The organism is Arthrobacter sp. BF1, assembly GCF_056680215.1.
In genome coordinates this window covers 4259542-4281495 of sequence record NZ_CM155271.1, presented here as the reverse complement: position 1 = coordinate 4281495, position 21954 = coordinate 4259542, and the positions used below count along the sequence as shown (strand labels likewise).

Below are 21954 nucleotides of genomic sequence, written 5' to 3'. Positions count from 1 at the left end.
TCATAATTCTTGGAACCCCGCAGGGTCCCGGGTGGAGGCTACTTGGCGGGACGGGTGGCATGCCCGCCGAATTGGTGGCGCAGGGCCGAAACCATCTTCATGGCAGGCGAGTTATCCTCGCGGGACGAGAAGCGGGCGAACAGTGCGGCCGTGATGGCAGGTGCCGGAACAGCGTTGGCGATGGCCTCTTCAACGGTCCAGCGGCCTTCGCCTGAATCCTCGACGTAGTCGTCGATGGAGGCCAGTCCCGGATCCTCCTCCAGGGCTTTGACCATGAGATCCAGCAGCCATGACCGGACCACGGTGCCCTTTTGCCACGCGCGGAACGTTCCGGGCAAGTCATCCACGATGTCCTTGGCGGCCAGCAATTCGTAGCCTTCGGCGTACGCCTGCATCAGGCCGTACTCGATGCCATTGTGGACCATTTTCGCGTAGTGGCCGGCGCCGATGCCGCCCACGTGGACAAAGCTGTCGGCCCGTTCGCCTTCGGGACGGAGGGCATCAAAGACCGGTAGTGCGTACTCAATATCGGCGGCGTCGCCGCCAGCCATTAGTCCGTAGCCGTTCTGCAGGCCCCAGACACCGCCTGAAACACCGCAATCCGCGAACCGGATGCCCTTTTCGGCAAGTGTGGCACCATGTTTCTGGTCCTCGGTGAAACGGGAGTTGCCGCCGTCGATCACCAGGTCCCCGGCGTCGAGCTTGTTCCCCAGCTCCGTGATGACGGCGTCCGTGATCTCGCCGGACGGGACCATGACCCAGATGAGACGCGGCGCCGGAACGGCCTTGATCAGGTCGTCCACGGAGGCGACGTCAGTGACCTCGGGGTTGCGGTCAAAGCCTGTGACCTCAATGCCACCCTTGCGCAGCCGCTCGCGCATGTTGAAACCCATTTTGCCAAGGCCGATCAATCCGATGTGCACGTGGTTCTCTTTTCTGCGCGGGGGTGGCTGGGCTGGGAAACTTCCCAACTAGGTCGCACTAAGTGTCGTTTTGAGCGCTCAAAACGACACTTGCTGCTACTTAGTTGGGGAGACGGACGGGCATGACCAGGTAACGGTAGTCGTCCTGGTCCTCACCATCGGCGTCCACCTGGGCCGTGATCATGGCTGGCTTCGGCGCCGTGGTGAAGGAGAACCTGACGTACTTGGTCTCGATGACAGCCAGGCCCTCCACAAGGTAGTGCGGGTTGAAGGCGACAGTGATGTCATCACCGGACAGCTGGGCCTCGAGTTCTTCGGAGGCCTGTGCGTCCTCGCCGGTACCGGCGTCCAGGTGGAGGAGTCCCTCAGTGAACGCAAGACGCACAGGGGTGTTGCGTTCAGCCACGAGGGAAACGCGCCGGACCGCTTCGACCAGTTCCTGGGTCTGCACCGTGGCGTGGATGGGTGTGGAGTCCGGGAACAGGGACCGGATCTTGGGGTAATCGCCGTCGACCAGGAGTGAGGTGGTAGTGCGTCCGCCGCTTTCGAAGCCGATCAGGCGGCTGTCGTCATCAGCCAGGGCGAGGTTGATGTCGCCGCTGTTGCCGAGGGTTTTGGCTACTTCGTTGAGGGTTTTTGCCTTCACCAGGGCACTCGTGGAAATCCCGGGGGTGGCCGGCTTCCACGGGACTTCGCGCATGGCGAGCCGGTATCGGTCCGTCGCGAGGAGGGTGATGAGATCATCTTCGATCTCCATGCGGACACCGGTGAGGATGGGGAGGGTGTCGTCCTTGCTGGCCGCAATGATGACCTGGGACACGGCCTGTGAGAAAGAGTCACCCGGGACGGTGCCGCTGATGGCGGGTAAGGCCGGAAGGGGTGGGTATTCAGCCTCAGGCATGGTTGCCAGGTGGAAACTGCTGCGGCGGCAGGTCAGCGTGACTTTGTTGCCATCGGTTTCCACATCCACGGGAGCGGAGGGAAGGCTGCGGCAGATGTCTGCCAACAGGCGGCCGGAGACCAGGATGGTGCCTTCGGTGCTGATGTCAGCCGGAATTTCCAGCCTCGCCGACGTCTCGTAGTCAAAACTCGACAGGCTCACCGTGCCTGCTTCAGCCTTCAGGAGCAAACCCGAAAGCACCGGAACCGGGGGCCGCGGAGACAGCGACCGGGCTGTCCAGGTGACGGCTTCTGCCAGGACGTCCCGTTCGACTCTGAACTTCACGGAAGGGTGCCGCCTTTCATTGCTGCTGCCATATCTGAACCGGAAACTCCCGAGGGGAGCCCAAAAGTAATCGCGCTCCAACGACGGAACCTGCATGGTTCTTCGAGTGCTGAACCACAAAGGAACCCAAGGATGGGAGCGCTGCTGACAGCTTAGCCGGAAGAGCGGGGATTAACCCATCCCCGGTCCTGCCGCCTGGCTATCTGGGGCCGGAGGGCCCGGTCGGTTCGGAGTGCGGATCGAGATTGTTATTTGAGGGAAATCAATTTCTTGGGATTAGTAGTGTTAATAACCCCTGTGGAAACTGTGGATAACTCGATCCGGCCCCGGGATCCAGCGGTTAAGCCCTGTTCATCGATTGTGGGCGGCGAGGTTTTAAACAGGCTGTGGATGGGGATAACAATTTTTGGGTTTTTGCTGATCCACAGGCGCCTTAAGGGTTTTAAGCCCATTAAGCGGGGTTGTCCCCTTAAGTATCCACAGGGTTATCCACATGCACCTGTTAATAAGGTATGGAGGCGGCAGGTCAGGAGTCGCGCTGTTGCTGTTTGATCCGGTTCGTGAGTTCGGTGACCTGGTTGTAGATCACACGGCGCTCAGCCATAAGCTCACGAATCTTGCGGTCAGCGTGGATCACCGTGGTGTGGTCGCGGCCGCCAAGTTCCTGGCCGATCTTCGGCAGCGACATGTCAGTCAGTTCACGGCAGAGGTACATGGCGATCTGGCGGGCGGTAACCAGGGTCCGGGTCCGGGACTTGCTGCAGAGCTCTTCCATGGTGAGCTTGAAGTAATCAGCGGTCTGGATCAGGATTTGGCTCGACGTGATTTCCTGGGCACCGTCATCGGTGATGAGGTCTTTCAGGACCATCTCAGCGAGGGCAACGTCCACGGGCTGGCGGTTCAGGCTGGCGAATGCCGTGACACGGATCAGGGCACCTTCGAGTTCCCGGATGTTGCTGGAAATCTTGGACGCGATGTATTCCAGGGCATCGTCCGGTGCGGAGAGACCTTCGCTGAGGGCCTTCTTCCGCAGAATGGCGATTCGGGTTTCCAGTTCCGGCGGCTGGATGTCGGTCAGCAGGCCCCACTCGAAGCGGGACTTCATCCGGTCCTCGAAACCTGCGAGCTGCTTGGGCGGCAGGTCCGAGGTGATGACCACCTGCTTGTTGTTGTTGTGCAGCGAATTGAAGGTGTGGAAGAACTCCTCCAGGGTGCGGTCCTTGCCGGCCAGGAACTGGATGTCATCAATGAGCAAAACGTCCACGTTCCGGTACGTGGTCTTGAAGCTGGCGCCTTCATCGTCGCGGATGGAGTTGATGAAGTCGTTGGTGAACTCTTCGGAATTCACGTACCGGACACGGATTCCGCTGTACAGGCGCCTGGCGTAGTGGCCGATCGCATGGAGGAGGTGGGTTTTGCCCAGCCCCGAGTCGCCGTAGATGAATAGCGGGTTGTAGGCCTTGGCGGGGGCTTCGGCTACGGCAACGGCGGCCGCATGGGCGAAGCGGTTGGAGGAGCCGATCACAAAAGTGTCGAAAACGTACTTGGGGTTCAGCCGGCCGAATTCGTGGGACGTGCTCGGCAGCATGGGTTGCGGCTTCTGCTCGATCAGCTGATCCGCCGAGTAGGAAGGTTCGACGACGGGTTCCGGCTCTTTATGGATGGGCACAAGATCCGTGTCCACGTCGATAGCGCAGCGAATGTCCTCGGAAAAGACGTTGTGGAGGGCGTCGTCCAGGGCTTCCTTCACCTGGGTCTGCAGGACTTCTCGGGTCAGCTCATTGGGGACCGCCACCAGGAGGGTGGATCCGATCAGGCCCTGCGCCTGCGCCAGGATGACGAAACCCCGTTGCCGCGGCGAAACGCGGTCGTCCTGCTCGAGGAGGCTCACCACGCGTCGCCAGGAACTTCCGACAGTATTGGCGTGGTTGGCTTCGTCTACTGTCATCAATCGGTTCCTCAAACTTGCGTGCCTGCATTACGTTGCAGCCCAAGTCCGGAATCAGGAGTCTGATTCAGCTTCATCCACAGGGTTATGCACAGTCCGTGGATAATCGGCTACTGAGTCACTCTAGGGGATCAAAACGCTAGAAGATAGCTGGGAAGTGGCTTGTGGATAATTACACCAGTGTGGTTCCAAAACGGCCCCTGTGAGCCACTCCATCCACAGGCTGTGGGGGCACGTTTGCCACAGCCCCGGGCAGGCACTGACGCGTCCGTCGGTTTGACTCTGGCGGGCCATTTGCCCTAGTGTTGTGAAGTCCTTTGTGTACGCTTTCTGTCCCCATCTGAATCTCTCGAACGCACTGCGTTTGGGCAGCCGGGGGAAGCGTGCATATACAAAACTTAGCGTCGGCCAGTTCTTCCCAATTACTGATCGGGTGGGCGCACCTTTGATCCACTGGAGTAACTAACGTGAGCAAGCGGACTTTTCAGCCGAATAACCGCCGTCGAGCCAAGAAGCACGGCTTCCGCCTTCGTATGCGTACCCGTGCCGGCCGTGCCATCCTGGCAGCCCGTCGTGGCAAGGGCCGCACCGAGCTGTCGGCCTAAATAACTGACTCGTCGGTTTACATTTCTTTGCGAGTTTAAGGTGCTGGCCACCCGTAACCGTTTGAGGACTGCAACTGATTTTTCAACAACCGTACGTTCCGGTGTCCGCAATGGACGCCGGAACGTAGTGTTATATGCGGCAGCTATCGCTGCCGACGAACCCAGCCGGATCGGGTTCATCGTTTCCAAGGGTGTCGGGAACGCTGTGGTCAGGAACCGCGTTAAGAGGAGACTGAGAGAAGCCGCTGCCGGCTCGCTGCGCGAGTATGGTACCGGGTTCGCCATAGTGGTTCGGGCCCTGCCTGCGTCCGCGGCCGCCAGCTGGAATCAATTGCTGGCGGACTACGACTCCGCGCTGGAATCGACCACGAGCCGGTTGGGCAGCCGCCTTCCGCGGGCTGCTGTAGACGGTTCAACCGGTACAACACAGGAAGGGACACAGCGTGCATAACGTGACTGCCGCCGTCGTCCGCAACATTCTTCCTGGAGTTGCCGCTGTAGGCAGGTTCCTCTGGAATCTCCCCAAAAACATTCTCATCCTGCTGCTCATGGCCTACCGCAAGGTGATTTCACCCTTGTACGGCCAGGTATGCCGCTTCTTTCCTTCATGCTCGGCCTATGCCCTTGAGGCGATCACGGTCCACGGAGCAGTGAAGGGCAGCTGGCTCGCCGCCCGGCGCCTGGCGCGCTGCCATCCGTGGAACGCCGGTGGAGTGGACCATGTCCCCGCCGGCCACCGCCACTGGCCCGAAAACCGGACCCCCAGAATTGTTGTCCTGAACAACCCGGACAAGTACTTGGCTGCTCAGACTGATGGAGAAGGCCGCGCTGCGGCCTGACGAATAGGGATATCGTATGGACTTCTTTGAAACAATCATGTTTCCGTTCAAGTGGCTTGTGTCCGTCATCATGGTGGGATTCCATGAGGGCCTGACAGTCATTGGCCTGCCTGCGGCCAACGGCTGGACATGGACACTGTCCATCATCGGCCTGGTGCTGGTGATCCGTGCCGCGCTGATCCCTGTGTTCGTCAAGCAGATCAAGGCGCAGCGCGGCATGCAGCTGCTGCAGCCGGACTTGAAGAAACTCCAGGACAAGTACAAGGGCAAGACTGACCAGCTCTCCCGCCAGGCCATGGCGCAGGAACAGATGGCCATGTACAAGAAGCACGGCACCAACCCGTTCTCCGCTTGCTTGCCCATGCTGATCCAGATGCCGTTCTTCTTTGCCCTGTTCCAAGTGCTGTCCGGCATCAGTTCTGCCAAGACTCAGGGCAAGGGCATCGGCGCCATGAGCCAGGAACAGGTCATCCAGTTCGACGAATCAAGCATCTTCGGGGCTCCGTTGTCTTCCGCCCTGCTGCACGGCGGTGCCACCAATGTCTCCGTTGTGGTCCTCAGCATTGTGATGATCCTGGCCATGACGGCCTCGCAGTTCATTACGCAGAAGCAGATCATGGCGAAGAACATGTCTGAAGAGGCCATGGCCAGCCCGTTCATGCGCCAGCAGAAAATGATGCTCTACATCCTCCCCGTCGTGTTCGGCGTCGGCGGCATCAACTTCCCCATCGGTGTCCTCATCTACTGGACCACCACCAACCTCTGGACCATGGCGCAGCAGTTCTTCGTGATCCGCCGCATGCCGACGCCGGGATCCCCTGCTGCCAAGGCACTCGCCGAACGCCGCGCCGCCAAGGGCCTTCCGGCGCTGCCCATTCTGGGTGGGAAAAAGGCCGACGCCGAAGCGGAAGCAGCTGCCGCCGCGGCGGTTATCGAGCAAAAGGTACAGCGCGTCCAGCCCCAGCGTAAGAATAGGAAGAAGAAGTAATGTCAGCCGAAAGCACGGAAAACGCCCTTACCGACGAGATCATTGACGATCAGGACGAAGCCTCGACGGACACCGAAGGTAACCCCAAGGGGACTGCTGCCAGCCGCCTCGAAGAGGAAGGCGACGTCGCTGCAGATTACCTCGAGGAACTCCTCGACATCGCAGACATCGACGGCGACATTGACATCGAGGTACGCAACGGACGGACCTACATCTCCATCGTTGCCGAGGAAGAGACCGATGGCCTCGACAGCCTGGTGGGCGAGGACGGAGAAGTCCTTGAAGCCCTTCAGGAGCTGACGCGGCTTTCCGTACTCTCAGCGACCGAAAACCGTTCGCGGCTGGTCCTGGACATCAACGGTTACCGTCAGCAGCGTGCAGGCCACCTGCAGAAGATTGCTGAAGACGCTGCAGCGTCAGTGAAGGAGACCGGCAAAGCCGTTGCTCTGGAACCGATGAGTGCTTACGAGCGCAAAATCGTTCATGATGCCGTTGCTGACCTTGGAATGGTCAGTGAGTCCGAAGGCGAAGGCGCCGGCCGCCACATTGTTGTATCCGCTGACTAGAGAATTGCTGAACCGTTAACAATGGTTGATATCACGGCAGCTGAACTACTGGCGGCGGAGAAGATCTTCGGTGACCGCCTGGACCTGGCTAAGCGCTACGTTGAACACCTCGCAACGTCGGGTACGGAGCGCGGGCTCATCGGCCCGCGTGAGATTCCGCGTTTGTGGAGCCGGCACGTACTCAACTGTGCTGTTATCGAAAGCGTGATCGCGCACGGCAGTCACGTCGCCGACGTCGGAAGCGGTGCGGGGCTGCCAGGAATCTGTCTCGCTATTGCGCGGCCTGATCTGGAGCTCACTTTGATCGAGCCCCTGGAGCGCCGGGTCATCTGGCTCCAGGAAGTAGTCGATGATCTGGGCCTGACCAACGTCACCGTGATGCGAACGCGTGCGGAGCTTGCGGTAGGCATGGTGGACGCCGATGTGGTCACCGCGCGGGCCGTTTCCGCGCTGAGCAACCTGGCCGGCCTCACGATTCCCCTGCTCGCGGGCAAGGGTGAGGTTGTGGCGATCAAGGGCCGCAGTGCCGGTGAAGAGATAGAAAAAGCCGCGAAAGTGATCCGTAAACTCGGCGGTGTGCAGACGTCCGTGGTCACCGTTGGTGAAAGCCTGCTGGAAGAGCCCACAACCGTGGTGCGGATCGTAGTAAACAAGTCCCGAAAGATTGCCTAGTCCTGGCCCGGTAACCTAGGTCTGCAGGGCGAAGCGGTTAGGCTAGACAACGGCAGCAACAGCTGAACGAGAGTGAGTGTGTCCCAGTGACCAGTAGCGAAGCCCACACACAACGGATCCCCCCGTTTGTGTCTTTGGGGTCAGCACGTTCCTTTGCTGGCATGGGTTCCGTACCGGTGCGCGGCGAGAATCACCCGAATCCGGTTGCGGGCGTTGCTAATTTTGCGTCTGTTTCACGTGAAACGTCGGGCGCCAAGACGAACGTGATCGACACGATGGACGACTCCAGCCCGATCGCCCGTGAGCTGGCGCATGAGACCAAACGTCGGGAACGCCTGGTAGGCAGGGAACTGCCCAAGCCGGACAAGACCCGTGTCTTCACGGTGTCCAACCAGAAAGGCGGAGTGGGTAAGACAACCACTACCGTAAACATTGCTGCCGCCCTTGCTGCTGCCGGTCTCAATGTTCTGGTCATCGACATCGACCCGCAGGGCAACGCCTCCACTGCTTTGGGCGTGGAACACCATGCCGATGTGGACAGCATCTACGATGTTCTAATCAACGACTTCCCGCTGGCCGATGTTGTGGCACCTTGCCCGGACATCAGCAACCTGATCTGTGCGCCTGCGACCATTCATTTGGCCGGAGCAGAGATTGAGCTTGTTTCCCTAGTGGCCCGAGAGCAGCGGCTGCGCAGGGCCATCGACGTCTATGCCAAGACCCGTGCCAAGAATGGCGAAGAGCGTCTTGACTACATCTTCATTGACTGCCCGCCGAGCCTGGGTCTGCTGACGGTTAACGCCTTCTGTGCTGCCGGTGAAGTCCTCATCCCCATTCAGTGTGAGTACTACGCCCTTGAAGGCCTGAGTCAACTCCTGAAGAACATCGAGATGATCCAGAAGCACCTGAACGCTGATCTTGTGGTTTCTACAATTCTCCTGACGATGTACGACGGCCGTACCAACCTGGCGGCCCAGGTTGCGGCGGAGGTCCGCCAGCACTTCCCGGACCAAGTCCTCGGTGCAGTGGTTCCACGTTCGGTGCGTATCTCGGAGGCCCCGAGCTACCAGCAGACTGTGATGACGTACGATCCTTCCTCCAGTGGAGCCCTTTCCTACCTGGAAGCCGCAGCGGAAATCGCTGAGCGCTAGAATCTTCAAAAACTGCAACAACCGGAGTCCGGCAATGCCGGATTCTTCCATCGGAGGGATTCATCCATGAGCGAGAAGCGACGCGGCCTGGGCCGCGGACTTGGCGCACTCATTCCAAGTTCCGCCGCTGGTAACGGGTCGGGTAACGGGACACCTGCGTCACGGCCCGTCGACCTCTTCTTTCCGGAAGGCCGGAAGAAGGTTGACTCCCCCGCGGATGCCGGTGAGGTGACGCCCTCGACGACACGTTCTCCCGTGGCTTTGGTGAAGCAGTCAACCGCCGAGGATGTTCCGGGGACGAACAATGAGGCTGCCCCGAAGGGCGGCTCCCCCGCGAAGCCCAACAGCAAGCCGGCCGAAGACCCTGCTTCTGCGAAGGCTCCGGCCAAAGCTTCAGCGAAGACCCGGACGGCCGCCAAATCTGGAGACACTGCACCGGCCTCGGCCGACGATACGGTTGGGCCTGCAGCGAATGTTGCGGTTTCGGTTGTTGAAGTGCAAGGCGACGCTGAAGACAATGGCGTGGATTTGATTGAGGTCCCAGGCGTCAGATTTGCCGAGATCCCGGTCACCGACATCCACCCGAACCGCAAACAGCCCCGCTCGGTCTTCGATGAGGACGATATGGCGGAGCTGATTCACTCAGTTCGCGAAATCGGCGTTCTCCAGCCAATTGTGGTCCGGACTTCAACCGAAAAGGGTGGCGAGCCCTATGAACTGGTCATGGGTGAGCGCCGCTGGCGTGCAGTGCAGGCCGCGGGGTTGGAAACCATCCCCGCCATTGTCCGCGACACTACTGATGATGACCTGCTCCGGGATGCCCTACTGGAGAACCTGCACCGCAGCCAGCTGAACCCGTTGGAAGAGGCAGCCGCGTACCAGCAACTCCTCGAAGATTTCGGGACAACCCATGAGCAGCTGGCGGATCGCATTGGACGTTCCCGTCCGCAGGTTTCCAATACCCTGCGCCTTCTGAAGCTTCCGCCTTTGGTTCAGCGCCGCGTGGCGGCAAGTGTTCTCTCCGCCGGCCACGCCCGAGCCTTGCTGGCTCTGCCGGATGCAGCTGCCATGGAGCGCCTAGCCCAGAAGATTGTGGCTGAGGGAATGTCCGTGCGGGCGACTGAAGAGGCCGTGACGCTGTACCAGGATCCCACCAAGCCTGCCAAGAACAATATCCCGCGCCCCGGTGCACGACACGAACGGCTGGACTACTTAGCTTCATCCCTGTCCGATCGGTTGGATACCAATGTGAAAATCTCCCTTGGCGTCCGAAAAGGCCGTGTCAGCATCGAATTCGCGAGTGTTGAGGATCTGAACCGGATCATGGACGTTCTTGCCCCGGGATCCGAAAACTAGCACCGGTCCGTACTGACGTAGAAGAGGGCCAGTTTCACGTGAAACAGGCCCTCTTCTTTGTCTCTAGAGTGCGATGTGGTGGCACTGCTGTGGCTGTGATTGTCCACTGGCCCAGTCGGCATAAGCGCGCATTGGGATGTGACGGAGGTTGGGAGGGCGGAGCCAACTGTTTCCGCGCAACGGCACAGGCTTTCGAACGTAAGTTGCATGAGCACGCTGGCAGAATGCACTCCTGAGCCCGTGGGGACAGCACGAGGGCCGTCCCAAAGGTTCGAGAATGGGAATGGCAGACGTACCTTTACCCCTTCCATTGCCAAACATCGTGGATGGATTGGGTTTCCTTCCCACATCGCAGACCCTTACTCTCCCAGTTCGTTGTCCGCGAACACGTGGAGAGACCCCACGCGGCCCGGCCGCGATGCGTAGTTTCACGTGAAACACGTCGTTGGGAAGCCGCCACCCAGGATCCCCAAGAGCGGACTGCTGCTCGCTTTGCCAGGGTTCGGCTGTGTGGAAGTCTCATCGGTGAGTGTTGCAGCCCCAGGCAACGTCTGCTCCGGCTGCGCCGGCCTACGACTGACCGCTCCAGCGAGGACCCTCAATCACCCTCCCGTCCGGCTAGGCGGGGTCAACCCCTCTCCTCCTGGGGTAGGATCATTGGCTCATTGCGGTAGCGCCCTGCACCGTAGTAGCGCCACGCCGGCTGTCGAACGTGAAATCCGCGCTGCCACTGTATCTGATCTGGCAGCGACCAGGCGCGTGGGGATTGGTGCCTGTGCCGTACCGATTCCGGCGCCCACTGAGTCTTTACGGGTCAATTCTGGCGTCGAGACCGCTGCTGGGTCCGGCCGCCAACTGTCCCGGCGACCAAAGTGGTTCGGCATCTACTGTCGCCAGCAGTAGATCTCCAGGTATTCAGCGAATCTTCCAGGCCGCAGGCCCACCCAAAACGGGACCGCTATGTTTCACGTGAAACAGCAAGGGGCGGGTGCCTCGTGCACAAGAATCTTCTCTGTTGAGGGTGCGCGGAATGAGTCGATATTAGGTGCGATCGCGTGTTTCACAATGCTGAGTCTTTCAGCGGCTGAAGCCGATGCGACATTTCCCTGAGTCAGGCTACGATCCGAGCGGACACTCGACGGTCCTGGGTACCGGTCGGAGGGGTCTGATACGGCTCCAGTGGATACGGGCCATGCACGGCGGGTGGGGTGCAGAGGTCCACGGCAGGACCCAGAAGCTTTCAGGCCTCTCCTATTGCTTACATGCCCAGTCACTTCTGATCGTCTCCTATTGGCTGGCGCTGACCTCGCAGGCGCATCCATGGAGGGTCCAAGTGGCTCGAAGGACTATATTATGAAGGACTGGAGAACGGCTGCGCGGACAGCTGCCGTGAGCGACTGCGCCTCATGAAGCTGCTTAGAGCGGACCCTCAGTCGATTCGCGCCCTAAGAGCAGCACGGTGCGAGATCGAGGCGGGGTCGGCGCCGGCCAACAGTCGGCTGCCGTCGTGGAACGAATACGGTAATCTGCGTGCAGATCCATGCAGATAGGAATGAACGGCACTCAGCGAAGCGGCCTGCCTTGCCGCAGCATGGGTAGCGCCAGTAGCCGGCGCAGATTCCGGGAACGTAGCTGGTCGTGCTCATGGTGCCCCTGGACATCGGGCAGCCCGACGTAGCCGAGGGACAGAATGGGCACTCGTAGAAGCACGCCGTCTGGTGCAACGTTATCGTGCCATAAGGATCTGGGCCGACTAGTTTAGATGTGTGGGATCTCGGCCGCGCATTCCCCTAGTCCATGTTTGGCAGGCTGGACGTATCGTCGCGCGGACAGCGATGAGTGTCCCCGCGCTGGCTCCCCAGCCGGCATGTGCTCATGCCCTACACCAAGTGATGGCTCAGCGCGTGCTCAGCTCGCCGCTTCGTAGGTGGGTCGGGCCGTCGGCGGGGTGGCCCTGTCCTGCGTGTTAGCCGGTGCGTTGGGCATCGTGTGCTTCGCTCGCAATATCGTTGGGTGTTTCTCCGGCCTCGGTCGATGAATGTGCAGGCCGATGTTGACATCCTCCCAGGACACGAACTGAGAGAACTCCGCGATTCCGTACTGAACAAGATCACTGAAGTCGTGGGTTGGAGCGTCGAGTCGCTCGGTGGATACACCTGTGGATAACTTTGTGGAAAGAAGCCGATAGCGACGTGGATAACATGTGCGATATGTCGCACTCAGCCTAGACGCTGTTCGCGGCGGGGCTGCCACGATAGTCAGGGCGTACTGATGTTTCACGTGAAACAAGATCGAGGGCGCCGACCGCGCTCTTGTCGCAGCGCAGAATCGACAAAAACCGGCTGATTGACAGCGTTCCTTGAGTTCTTAGGGTGCCGGATTCGCCGCCGCCGAATGCAGCCACGTGCGGACTCGAACGGAGCGCGCTTGTCAGCACACTTCGTCCGGCTCATGCATTCACGCTCCCGCTTGGCGAGTGAGCTTGGGGGCGGTGGATAACCCTGTGGAAACGCCTGTGGATAGCTCTGTGGATAAGTTCTGGGGATAAAGCCCCAGATGACGGTTCTACAGGTTCAGCGAAGCGCGCCGGCGCTGCATCCGGCCACTATCCGTGCCCCGCTCACGGCTCCTCCCAGGGCGCACCAGCAGTTTTAGCGCACAGTTCCTGGCGGCTGAAAGGAAAGGAAGGTCTCGGACAATTCGCCTGTGCAAGCCTGAACTCCCGCGTTCCAGCGTATAGCGCGCCGGGCGTCTGCGATGGCATACAGCTCTAGATTCATTGCTGCGCGCAGCGCGGCGTGACTTACGAGCGTTCTCTGGTCTTCCAGGCCGCGTGCGATTCCACTGAGTACTGTCACGGAGAATTCGGTAGCGTCTCGCCGGGCGCTATGGCTCTGGACGGACTTGATGCTTTTGTCGACTAGAACTCCAACTCAGACTGCAGGTGCGGTCAGTACGATTCCAACAGCAGGAGCAGGAGCAGGAGCAGGAGCAGGTGCAGGTGCAGGTGCACCTGCTGCCGGGTTTGCCGTCGATGCTGGAACGAAGGAGGTGCGGGATTCTAAGCCAAAACGCCCGCAGTCACGGCGCGATTCGGGCATGTCCGCTGAGGACTCGGCCTGTCGGCACGGGATTTCTTAGAGGCATTTGAAGTGGTGCGAACCGAAACGGATATCCTCCAATAGGGGTCAGCCGGCCCCACAGAGACTCCGTTGTAGACGCCAGGCACCAGGTACGGCAAGTGGCTATCAGAGACCCCGTTGTAGACGCCAGGCACCAAGTACGGCAAGTGGCTATGGCTACCGAGGGCATCCATTACGTTAGTGTCAGGGGGCAACCACTAGTTCGGAGACGATGCTTGGTCAGCGTAGCTGGGGCGGTAGTGGCGGTTAGTAACCCTACTCGCTATTCCCGGACGTAGCTCACGAAATTGCGCATTTGCCATGGACCGCTCCGCGGAAGGCCGACTCGAGTGCCCTTTAGGCACCACGTTTGTTTCACGTGAAACGTCCTCGCGCGAGTGGTCGAGGCATGAATCCGAGTTGCTGGCCGACGATTTTTAGTAGCCCTGTTACCGCGGTCGTTCTGCGCAGACTGTCTGCGTTGAGGGGTCGGTCGGTTGCCCGTGTTTCACGTGAAACATTCACCGGTGCGCTGGGGTGGGGCTCTAGGTCACCTAGGCGTGCAGCACCGGGTGGTTCACGTCGTCATCCCCGGCTAGCCGAGCCAGTGGCGGCATGCTGGCACTGCGGCGACTAGAACGGTCGGTTGGATGATTTGGTTGTGGCATGTCGGAGTCGAGCCATATGTGCAGGCATAGGCAGATCCGATCGACGCGGCGGGGCGGGGCGCTAAAGTCCTACAGTGCCTAGACCAGTCAGAGATGTGGGTGCTTTCTTGATGACCTGCAACCGCACCTACTCTATGCGATGTACTGATTTCCTTGTTGGCTGTAGACGTCCGGTGGGGCGATTTCGATCGGTCGTTGCACGCGAATCCGGAGCTTCAATATCCAGCAACCGGAGTTGGACGGCCAATCTCCCAGATATCCTGGTGGCTCATGTCGGTTCGGCTGAACAATCGGTTTACTTGTACCGATTGGCCTACTGTCGCCGACTCGTTTCGTCGGGGAGCGACTTTGCTCCCGCAGAGCGCGGTCATTGGGGCCGAGGCGCAGCACTTTACCGGACCGCTCAAGGCCCTCCCCCGCTCGTAAGCTATGCACAGCGTTACGTGGGAGTTCTTCTAGGGTTGGCGGATGCCCAGGTTTGTCTCTTCGCTGCTGGCTGGCATGTGGCTTGTTAGAATCGGCCCAGACTTGGAGCAAACGACCTTTGACTCTATGGCTGGGCCTCTTCGGTGCTGGTCCGCTGCGCCTCGAATCTCGTGCGCTTGACGCGTTACACGGCATTTCAAGGCAAGTCAGTGCCGGCACGGTGCCACGGATAGCGCGCAGGGCATAGCTGGAGCAATACGCTGGCAATCTAATGCGCCAGCGTTGGAGAATTTATCCTAATGAAACCGGTATTTTGTGTTCGGGCTGTGAAACTGCGCTTGGAGTGTACTTTTCGGTCGTTGTTCGTCCCGCATGGGCGCTCGATGCGTAGACCAGCGCCCAATCTACCTTTTAGCTGCGATGGGACCTCAGTAACTATCCTGGCCGTTCAGGAGTTTGTCGCAATTGCGAGGGTTGGTTCGAAATGTTTCACGTGAAACATGGTCGAGGCCCAGTGCGGTAAACGACTTCGACTGCATCGATGCGGTACATCGCGTTCGAATGCGCCGTGTTCCCTATTGGTAATCGGCATTGCGATTAGGCATCTTCGCGGCGCAGCTAGCAGGATCACTGCACCGGGGAAAGCCGGTTACCGGCCAGACTAGGACGGTTGTTCTCGGCGGGCGCCACGGGTCCTGCACATGCGATTCCGGCCACGGGCGTCACCGCGGGCAACTCTACAGCCCGAGCCAGCGTCTCGTAGGACGTGGGCAACTGAGACGTGAGCGTCCAGATGCTGAGTTGACGTTTCCGGATGCAGACCAACCCGAACTGATGCAAGCTGAGGAGAGGCAGACCTGACGTCGCAGCCGGGTCCAGTTGACTGACCCCGGTGCTCCCCCGAGCCGGGAAAGTAACTCACACTACAACTTTCAGACAAGTCGTACTGTAACTATCTGAGACGGAACTCCAGGCATGCGACTATGGTCCTAATCGCATCGTAGTGCGCCCGCACATTCGCGATGTCACGTGAAACAAGATCGACGGGTCCGACGTCGAAGCGCATCGGCGTCGCTGCTGCACTCGCCAACTCGGAGGATGAGACAGCATGTGGCGGCGATGGTGCTCTATCCCGCCGCCCGCTCTGAGTCTCAGAAGCCTTACGCGGCGATCCGGAGTATGGATAGGCTTTATCCAACCTAAATCGATTTCTAAAAAGAAAACGGTCAGAGGACTTAAGCAGCTGTGGCCACCGCTTCACCGAAGCAGTGGCCACAAACGCCCGAGGGCGCCATTTCACCTAGGAAAGGACGTCAGCAAATTCCTTTTCGAAGTACTGCTTGGGCCGGGCTCCGATGACGGTGCTCTTGACCTCACCGCCCTGGAACAGGTAGACGGCCGGAATGGACGTAATGCCGTATTCGGCGGCAATGCCCGGGTTGTCATCGACGTTGACCTTAACAACGTTGACCTTGTCGCTGTACTCAACGGAGATCTCATCCAGGATGGGTCCCAGCTTGCGGCAGGGTCCGCACCACTCAGCCCAGAAGTCCACAATGACGGGCTTGTCAGCTGACAGGACATCCGTGCCGAAGCTTGCGTCTGTTACGTCTTTAGAGTTGCTCATAGCGTTGTCTCTCTCTTCGTATGCGGTGCCGCGTGTTACGCGTGCAGGTCTGCGAGGTAGTGCTCCACGTCGATTGCTGCGACACAGCCGGAACCCGACGCGGTGATGGCCTGACGGTAGGTGGGGTCTACAACGTCGCCGGCGGCGAAGACGCCCGGGACGCTCGTCCTGGAGCTCCGACCATCAACGGCAATGGTTCCCTCAGCCGTGATCTTCAGTGTGTCCTTGACAAGGTCGGTACGGGGGTCATTTCCGATGGCGACGAACACGCCGGTGACAGCGAGGTCGGAAACGGTTCCGTCTTGGAGGTTCTTGATTTTGAGGCTGGTGACTTTGTCCTGGCCGATGACGTCGTCAACAGTGCTGTTCCAGATGAACGAAATCTTTTCATGAGCCAATGCACGGTCGGCCATGATTTTGGAGGCCTTGAGCGAGTCACGGCGATGGACCACGGTGACGGACTTAGCGAACTTCGTCAGGAAGAGTGCTTCCTCCATGGCGCTGTCCCCCCCGCCGATGACGGCGATGTCCTGGTCCTTGAAAAAGAAACCGTCGCAGGTTGCACACCAGCTGACGCCGTGACCGGACAGGCGCTTTTCGTTGGGCAGGCCCAGTTCCCGGTAAGCGGATCCGGTGGACAGGATGATCGCCCGAGCGCGGAAGGTCTCGCCCGTACCTATAGTGACGGTCTTGATGTCACCTTGGAGGTCCAGCTGGGTGACGTCCTCAAACTGGATCTCGGTGCCAAACCGGGCCGCCTGCTTCTCGAAGTTCTCCATGAGGTCGGGCCCCATGATCCCTTCCGGGAAACCTGGGTAGTTTTCGACGTCGGTGGTGTTCATCAGTTCGCCGCCGGCGGTGACTGAACCAGCCAACAGAAGGGGCTTCAGGTTGGCTCGGGCCGTATAGACCGCGGCCGTGTACCCAGCCGGGCCCGAGCCGACGATGATGACATCACGTACTTCGGACGCGGTGTTTTCTGCGTTGCTCACTGAACGGTGAACCTCTTCCTTAATCGATGCGCCGGTTTTCTCGACCGGCCACATGGCACAACTGAATGTTGGTGGTGAATATTCCGGGGACCGCGTGCCAGGTCGCACTGATGCGGCCAGACGCGCTCAGAACACGGCTGGCCGCAGCAGATCCGGCAGTGATGAGGGCTCCCGCTACTGGACTTTGATTTCCGCCAGTCGGATCCCGTAGCCGTAGCGCGTCTTCGGCGCGGCCAGCTTAGGCAGAGTCTTGATGGACACGATCACGTACTGGGCCTTCACCGGCTCTGCCAAGGGCATGGTGAGGTCGGTTGACGTAAAACTGTTGGTTCCCACCAGCTTGGCCCCGTCCAGGGAGGGACGGTCGTTGGTGTATACACTGAGATTGCCGCCCGATGCGCCGAGCTGGGTCAGAGTGACGGAAGAAACCGTGGCGGGGCTCTTCAACTTGACGAACAGTGGCACGCCGTCGGCGGCCAGCCCGCCCCAAGCCTCGGTAGCGAACTCCATGTCAGACCAGTAGCTGGCAGCGTTGCCATCAAATGCCTTCGCAAGATCCACATCGTACGTGGCCGCAAAGTCAAAATTGCCCTGCCGGGTGATGTTTTCGATGGAGGGCGGTACCGCCGGAGGCGCTGCCGAACTTGCGTTCGGCGTTGGAGTTCCCGTGCCGGGACCCGGGGTGCCGGTCGTGACGGTGGACGGATTGGCCTGGGGACCTCCATTGAAAAGGCTGCCCAGGTTGGTGAGCGCGAATACCAGCCCCGCGATCAGCACCACGGCAAGCAGACCGCCCACGAGCCAGCGCATGGACCGGGGCTCGCGCTCGGGCTCATCCTCGTAGTAGTCGCTGGAATCACCGGCCGGCGGTACCGCCGCAGCGGAAGGAGACGTCTTCCGGGCCAGCGAAGGGAAGGCCGCTGCCGAACGATTGGGCTGCTTCACTCGCTGAGGCTCCGCGGCTCCGCCACGGCCGTCGCCCTGATCCTCACGGGAGTAGTCATCCTCGGACCAAAGGGAAACCTTAGGTGTTTCGGCACCTGTGCGGTGGTCCGGCTGGCTGGCTGCTGCACCGGCGCCACGCCCCGAGCCGGAAACAGGCTCGCGGTCCATCGGTTGCACCTGCTGGGGGGCGGTTGCCTGCTGGCGTGCAGCGGCAGCTCCCGTGACAACACCGGCAGCCGCGCCCGCAGCGGCACCAGCACCACGAGCAGCGCCCGCAGCAGGGCGGGTGGCCGGCCGGATCGGAGGCCGGGGCGGAACCACAGGGGGAACGGTGGGCGCGGACCGGTACGGGTCAACCTGGCCGGGGTGCTGGTCCCCGTAGTTGATGTAGCCGGCGTCGACGTTTTCTTCGTCGTCGTAGGGTTCCGGCTCGTGCGAACGCGCCTGCCCGAAAATCTCGCTGCCCAGGGTGTCCGTGAAGAACGGTTCAACATAGGGCGCATCAGAGGCAACCACGAGGTCGAGCAGATCTGCCGCAGACGTGTGGTTGGTAATGAGGTACGTGGCGGCTTCGGTGACGCCCAGGTCAAGGACCTGGACACTGCCGGGACGCTCACCGGTAGCCACCTCGCGGGCGCTCTGGGCCACCTGCTCGGTGTTGTCCGGGCCTGCAACCAGAATGCTGACCGGACGGTTGAGAACCTGGTCCACCCCGTCCAGCACCAGATCATGGTCGTGTGAGGTCAGTACCGTGGCTGTGACCTTGTAGCGGCCGCCGAGTACTGATCCAACGTCGATCGGGTGGGACACGTGTTCCTCCTAGACTGTCCGGGAATTGCAGGCGTCGACGAGCCCATTGCCGGCCGGAACCGGTCAAAAGCCGGCCGGCTAGCCGGTTTGCGCGTGCCTGCAACTACCCCTGTTCAGGTTCGATCCTAGCCGATTCGCCATGTCCGCCGCGGTCGACAGGCAGCCGGCAACTCCGTTGAGATTACTTTTTACGGGGCCGTCGGGGCCTGAAATGCGGGTTCCGGCCGGGCCGTCCCTGGAACGTGCGCCGGCCAGGCAGCGGAATCTCTTCGCGTAGCAGGCCGCCGCGCGCGGTGCCTGGAACGTCTTCAGCCGGCAGGTATTCACCCGCGGGGTGGATACCGTTCTCCGAGGGGGCCACCGTGGGTGCCGCAGGGGCATGGCGTTCGGGCACCGGTCCGGCGCGGAACGATGTCGCGTCGAACTCGCCCGAGATGCGCGGGATGAGACCGGTATCCACCGAGACAGTGGCGCGTTCCGGCGTCGGACGTTCCGCTGCAGGGGAACCAGACGCGGAAGCGGACGACGACGGTGTTCCCCCCGTTGCGTCCGACGGTCCCCGGCCTCCGCGTCCCATCCGCCCGAGCAGGGGCCGCAGCAAATCGCGGAGCTCCGAGACGTGGAAAATCTTGAGCAGGAAGACGTAGACCACGAGCATGATGGGGCCGACGACGGCCAAGGTCACCAGGGCGGCAAGGCGGTCGCGCCAGGCGAAGCCGTCCGCACTGTAGCTGCCCATCAGCCACAGGGCGCCCGCACCGGCAACGGCGGAGCCGAGTGCCGCATAGCCCATCCGGATATACGAGTTGGCAATGCGTGGACCGTCCAGGTGGCCGAGCAGGCGGCGCAGGAAGAAGGCGCTGATGACTACCGAGAGAATGTTGCCCACCATGTACAGGATGGCGATCGCGTAGATGATCTGGCCCACGGGCATGAACTGGATGGCAAAGGCACCGGCCACGTAAACAACCGCGAGCAGGAGCTGGACGTAGAACGGCGTGCGGGCGTCCTCGTTGGCATAGAAAACGCGCGACATCATGAAGTTTGCGCTCATGAACGGCGTGCTGAGAGCCAGGATGGTCAGCGTCTGGGCCAGCATCACGCCGTCCTGGCGAAGGCCGCCCGAGAAGAACATACCCAGCGGTCCGGCCAGCGCAAAAAGGGCCAGTGCACCAAAGACGGTAGCCACAGCCATGGTGCGGAGCCCGTGCGAGAGAGCATCGCGCAGTTCGGCCCGGTTGCCGTCCTGCGAGGCGCGGGTCATCCGGTTAAAGAGGACCGTGGCGAGCGACAGCGCAATGATCGAGTGCGGCAGCAGGTACAGCTGGCTGGCCACCTCGAGGACGGCGTTGCCGGGGAGTATTTCGGCCGCCGGGTCCCCCGATTCCTTCAGCCGGAGGCGCTCGGCACCGGGAATGGTGGCGATACGCATGACGTACAGGAAGGCCAACTGCCCGACGGCGGCGGTCAGGAGCGTCCAAACACTCAGCTTCGCTGCCTGGCCAAGTCCCACTCCGCGCCACCCGAACTTGGGCCGGAGCCCCAGCCTCAACCGGATCACCGGGATCATCAGGATGGCGGTCTGGGCCACCACCCCAATGGTGGAGAAGCCAGCCACGAACAGGGTCTGGGTGGGGCCCCAGTTGGCCAGGGTATGTGGACTGAACTCGTTGGTGCCGAAGATCCAGATGAACATGCCCAGCCCGGCAATGGCCACCACGTTATTAAGGATGGGCGCCCACATGGCAGGCCCGAAGGCACCGTTGGCATTCAGGACCTGGGTGAGGAGGGCATAGAGGCCGTAGAAGAAGATCTGGGGCAGGCACCAGAACGCAAAGGCTACGGCCAGCGCCTTCTGCTGCGGCGAGTATCCCTGCGTGGTGAGTTCGATGACCCAGGGCGCGGCCAGCGTCACCAGGGCAGTCAGCCCCAGCAGGAGCAGGACAGCCAGCGTCAGCAGCCGGCTGATGTAGTCCGCTCCCCTGTCCGGAGCCTTGCTCGCCTTGATGATCTGCGGCACCAGCACCGCGTTGAACACGCCGCCAGCTACCAGGAGGAAGATCAGGTTGGGCAGGTTGTTGGCGTTGATGAACGTGTCGTTGACCGTGGATCCGAGACCCAGGGCCGTGCCGAGCATCCAGGTTTTGCCGAAGCCGAGGAAGCGCGATACCAGCGTCCCGGCGGCCATGATGGCGCTGGAGCGGGTTTCGCTCGCGCCGGTGGCAACACTTGGTTCGGTGGGGACGCCGGGTTCGCCGGGAGCACCTGGTTCGGGGGCAGTTGGCGGCCCGGCGTGGGTTGGCTCATCAGCCGGAGCCGCGGGCCCGGCGGCAGGCCCGGTGGAACCGGCGCGGCCTGGGCTGTTGGAGGGGGGATTGGAAGCTGACATCGAGTTCATCGTCTCACCCGGGCGCTGTTTGTTCGGCACCGGCCCGGTCCGCTCGAAGGCCTGGGCCGGCACTGGCCTGCAGCAACAGGCTCAGAGGTGGTCCGGCAGGACGTCCCGCGCAAGGTCCGCGATGCGGCGTTCATTGGGAAAGGAGAGCTTTCGTGCGAGTTCCCGGATGGGCACCCAGGCCACGTCCACGGCTTCATGGTCGGGATCGTTTTCAATGGTGAGCTCCCCGCCTGTGGCACGCAGCAGGTAATGGTGAACTGTCTTGTGGACCCGGTGCCCGCTGACGGTGAACCAGTAGTCGATGCTGCCCAGCGGGGCGAGGATGTCGCCTTCGATGCCGGTTTCCTCGGCAATTTCGCGGACCGCAGCCTGCTCGTTGTTTTCCTCACCCTCAGGATGGCCCTTCGGCAGGCACCACTCCAGCCGTCCGCCCCTGTTAAGGCGCGCGATGATCGCAACCCTGAGTTCGGCGTCGGACGTGTCCACCACCACGCCGCCGGCCGAGATTTCCTCCACTGTGGGAAGCGAGGCCGGTGCCGAGTGCAGGGCAGGAGCGACGTGGGCACCGATTGCCGACGGCAACGGTGCGCTTGTCCTCCTGCCGGGAGCGCTCGGTACGGGATGGGCCATGCAGTCCACTCTAACGACTCTTGCCCGTTCTTGATGACCGGAACATGACATCAAGATGGACTG

Annotated in this window: 17 protein-coding genes; 8 read left to right on the top strand and 9 right to left on the bottom strand. The window is 61.1% G+C overall.

The window, feature by feature from the left end; all coding sequences use genetic code 11:
* Positions 1-38: 38 nt before the first annotated feature.
* The 3 genes from gnd to dnaA form a co-directional block, all read right to left on the bottom strand.
* Positions 39-923: a phosphogluconate dehydrogenase (NAD(+)-dependent, decarboxylating) gene (gene gnd / locus AC1MCD_RS20095; protein WP_498674651.1), complete on the bottom strand. Its 885-nt coding sequence runs from the start codon at positions 921-923 to the stop codon at positions 39-41.
* Between the two features lie 100 nt (positions 924-1023).
* A complete protein-coding gene (dnaN, locus tag AC1MCD_RS20090) occupies positions 1024-2148 on the bottom strand; it encodes a DNA polymerase III subunit beta (RefSeq protein WP_498674649.1) in 1125 nt (374 codons plus the stop codon).
* 526 nt (positions 2149-2674) lie between these two features.
* Positions 2675-4096, bottom strand: coding sequence for a chromosomal replication initiator protein DnaA (gene dnaA / locus AC1MCD_RS20085; protein ID WP_190990522.1), 1422 nt, complete (start codon positions 4094-4096; stop codon positions 2675-2677).
* Positions 4097-4563: 467 nt separating this feature from the next.
* On the opposite strand from dnaA, the gene rpmH reads away from it, so the two are divergent.
* The 8 genes from rpmH to AC1MCD_RS20045 all read left to right on the top strand — a co-directional run bounded on the left by rpmH (position 4564) and on the right by AC1MCD_RS20045 (position 10273).
* Complete coding sequence (gene rpmH, locus AC1MCD_RS20080; RefSeq protein ID WP_003800212.1) at positions 4564-4701, top strand: 50S ribosomal protein L34; 138 nt, start codon at positions 4564-4566, stop codon at positions 4699-4701.
* A gap of 40 nt (positions 4702-4741) precedes the next feature.
* Positions 4742-5152: a ribonuclease P protein component gene (gene rnpA / locus AC1MCD_RS20075; RefSeq protein ID WP_190990523.1), complete on the top strand. Its 411-nt coding sequence runs from the start codon at positions 4742-4744 to the stop codon at positions 5150-5152.
* Positions 5145-5540 (top strand): membrane protein insertion efficiency factor YidD, encoded by a 396-nt coding sequence (gene yidD, locus AC1MCD_RS20070; protein WP_498674647.1) that lies wholly within the window; start codon positions 5145-5147, stop codon positions 5538-5540. Before rnpA ends, yidD begins: the two co-directional genes overlap by 8 nt.
* 16 nt (positions 5541-5556) lie before the next feature.
* Positions 5557-6528: a membrane protein insertase YidC gene (gene yidC, locus AC1MCD_RS20065; protein WP_498674645.1), complete on the top strand. Its 972-nt coding sequence runs from the start codon at positions 5557-5559 to the stop codon at positions 6526-6528.
* Positions 6528-7094 carry a Jag family protein gene (locus AC1MCD_RS20060; protein ID WP_498674643.1) on the top strand — a complete coding sequence of 189 codons (567 nt, stop codon included), beginning with the start codon at positions 6528-6530 and terminating at the stop codon, positions 7092-7094. Before yidC ends, AC1MCD_RS20060 begins: the two co-directional genes overlap by 1 nt.
* Positions 7095-7115: 21 nt before the next feature.
* Positions 7116-7766: a 16S rRNA (guanine(527)-N(7))-methyltransferase RsmG gene (gene rsmG, locus AC1MCD_RS20055; RefSeq protein WP_498674640.1), complete on the top strand. Its 651-nt coding sequence runs from the start codon at positions 7116-7118 to the stop codon at positions 7764-7766.
* Positions 7767-7852: 86 nt separating this feature from the next.
* The gene (locus AC1MCD_RS20050; RefSeq protein WP_498674636.1) at positions 7853-8917 is read left to right on the top strand and encodes a ParA family protein; all 1065 of its coding nucleotides are present in this window, start codon (positions 7853-7855) and stop codon (positions 8915-8917) included.
* Positions 8918-8983: 66 nt separating this feature from the next.
* Entirely contained in the window at positions 8984-10273 is a 1290-nt protein-coding gene (locus AC1MCD_RS20045; protein ID WP_498674634.1) for a ParB/RepB/Spo0J family partition protein, read from the top strand.
* 2224 nt (positions 10274-12497) lie between these two features.
* Here AC1MCD_RS20045 and AC1MCD_RS20040 read toward each other — a convergent pair.
* From AC1MCD_RS20040 to AC1MCD_RS20015, 6 genes are all read right to left on the bottom strand, one after another.
* Complete coding sequence (locus AC1MCD_RS20040; RefSeq protein WP_498674632.1) at positions 12498-12677, bottom strand: hypothetical protein; 180 nt, start codon at positions 12675-12677, stop codon at positions 12498-12500.
* A 3112-nt stretch (positions 12678-15789) separates the two neighbouring features.
* A complete protein-coding gene (gene trxA, locus AC1MCD_RS20035) occupies positions 15790-16116 on the bottom strand; it encodes a thioredoxin (protein WP_498674629.1) in 327 nt (108 codons plus the stop codon).
* 35 nt (positions 16117-16151) lie between these two features.
* Positions 16152-17108 carry a thioredoxin-disulfide reductase gene (trxB, locus tag AC1MCD_RS20030; RefSeq protein ID WP_498674628.1) on the bottom strand — a complete coding sequence of 319 codons (957 nt, stop codon included), beginning with the start codon at positions 17106-17108 and terminating at the stop codon, positions 16152-16154.
* A gap of 174 nt (positions 17109-17282) precedes the next feature.
* A complete protein-coding gene (locus tag AC1MCD_RS20025; protein WP_498674627.1) occupies positions 17283-18863 on the bottom strand; it encodes an ABC transporter substrate-binding protein in 1581 nt (526 codons plus the stop codon).
* Between the two features lie 181 nt (positions 18864-19044).
* A complete protein-coding gene (gene murJ / locus AC1MCD_RS20020) occupies positions 19045-21252 on the bottom strand; it encodes a murein biosynthesis integral membrane protein MurJ (RefSeq protein WP_498674625.1) in 2208 nt (735 codons plus the stop codon).
* Between the two features lie 90 nt (positions 21253-21342).
* Complete coding sequence (locus AC1MCD_RS20015) at positions 21343-21843, bottom strand: NUDIX hydrolase (RefSeq protein ID WP_498678441.1); 501 nt, start codon at positions 21841-21843, stop codon at positions 21343-21345.
* Positions 21844-21954 lie beyond the last annotated feature (111 nt).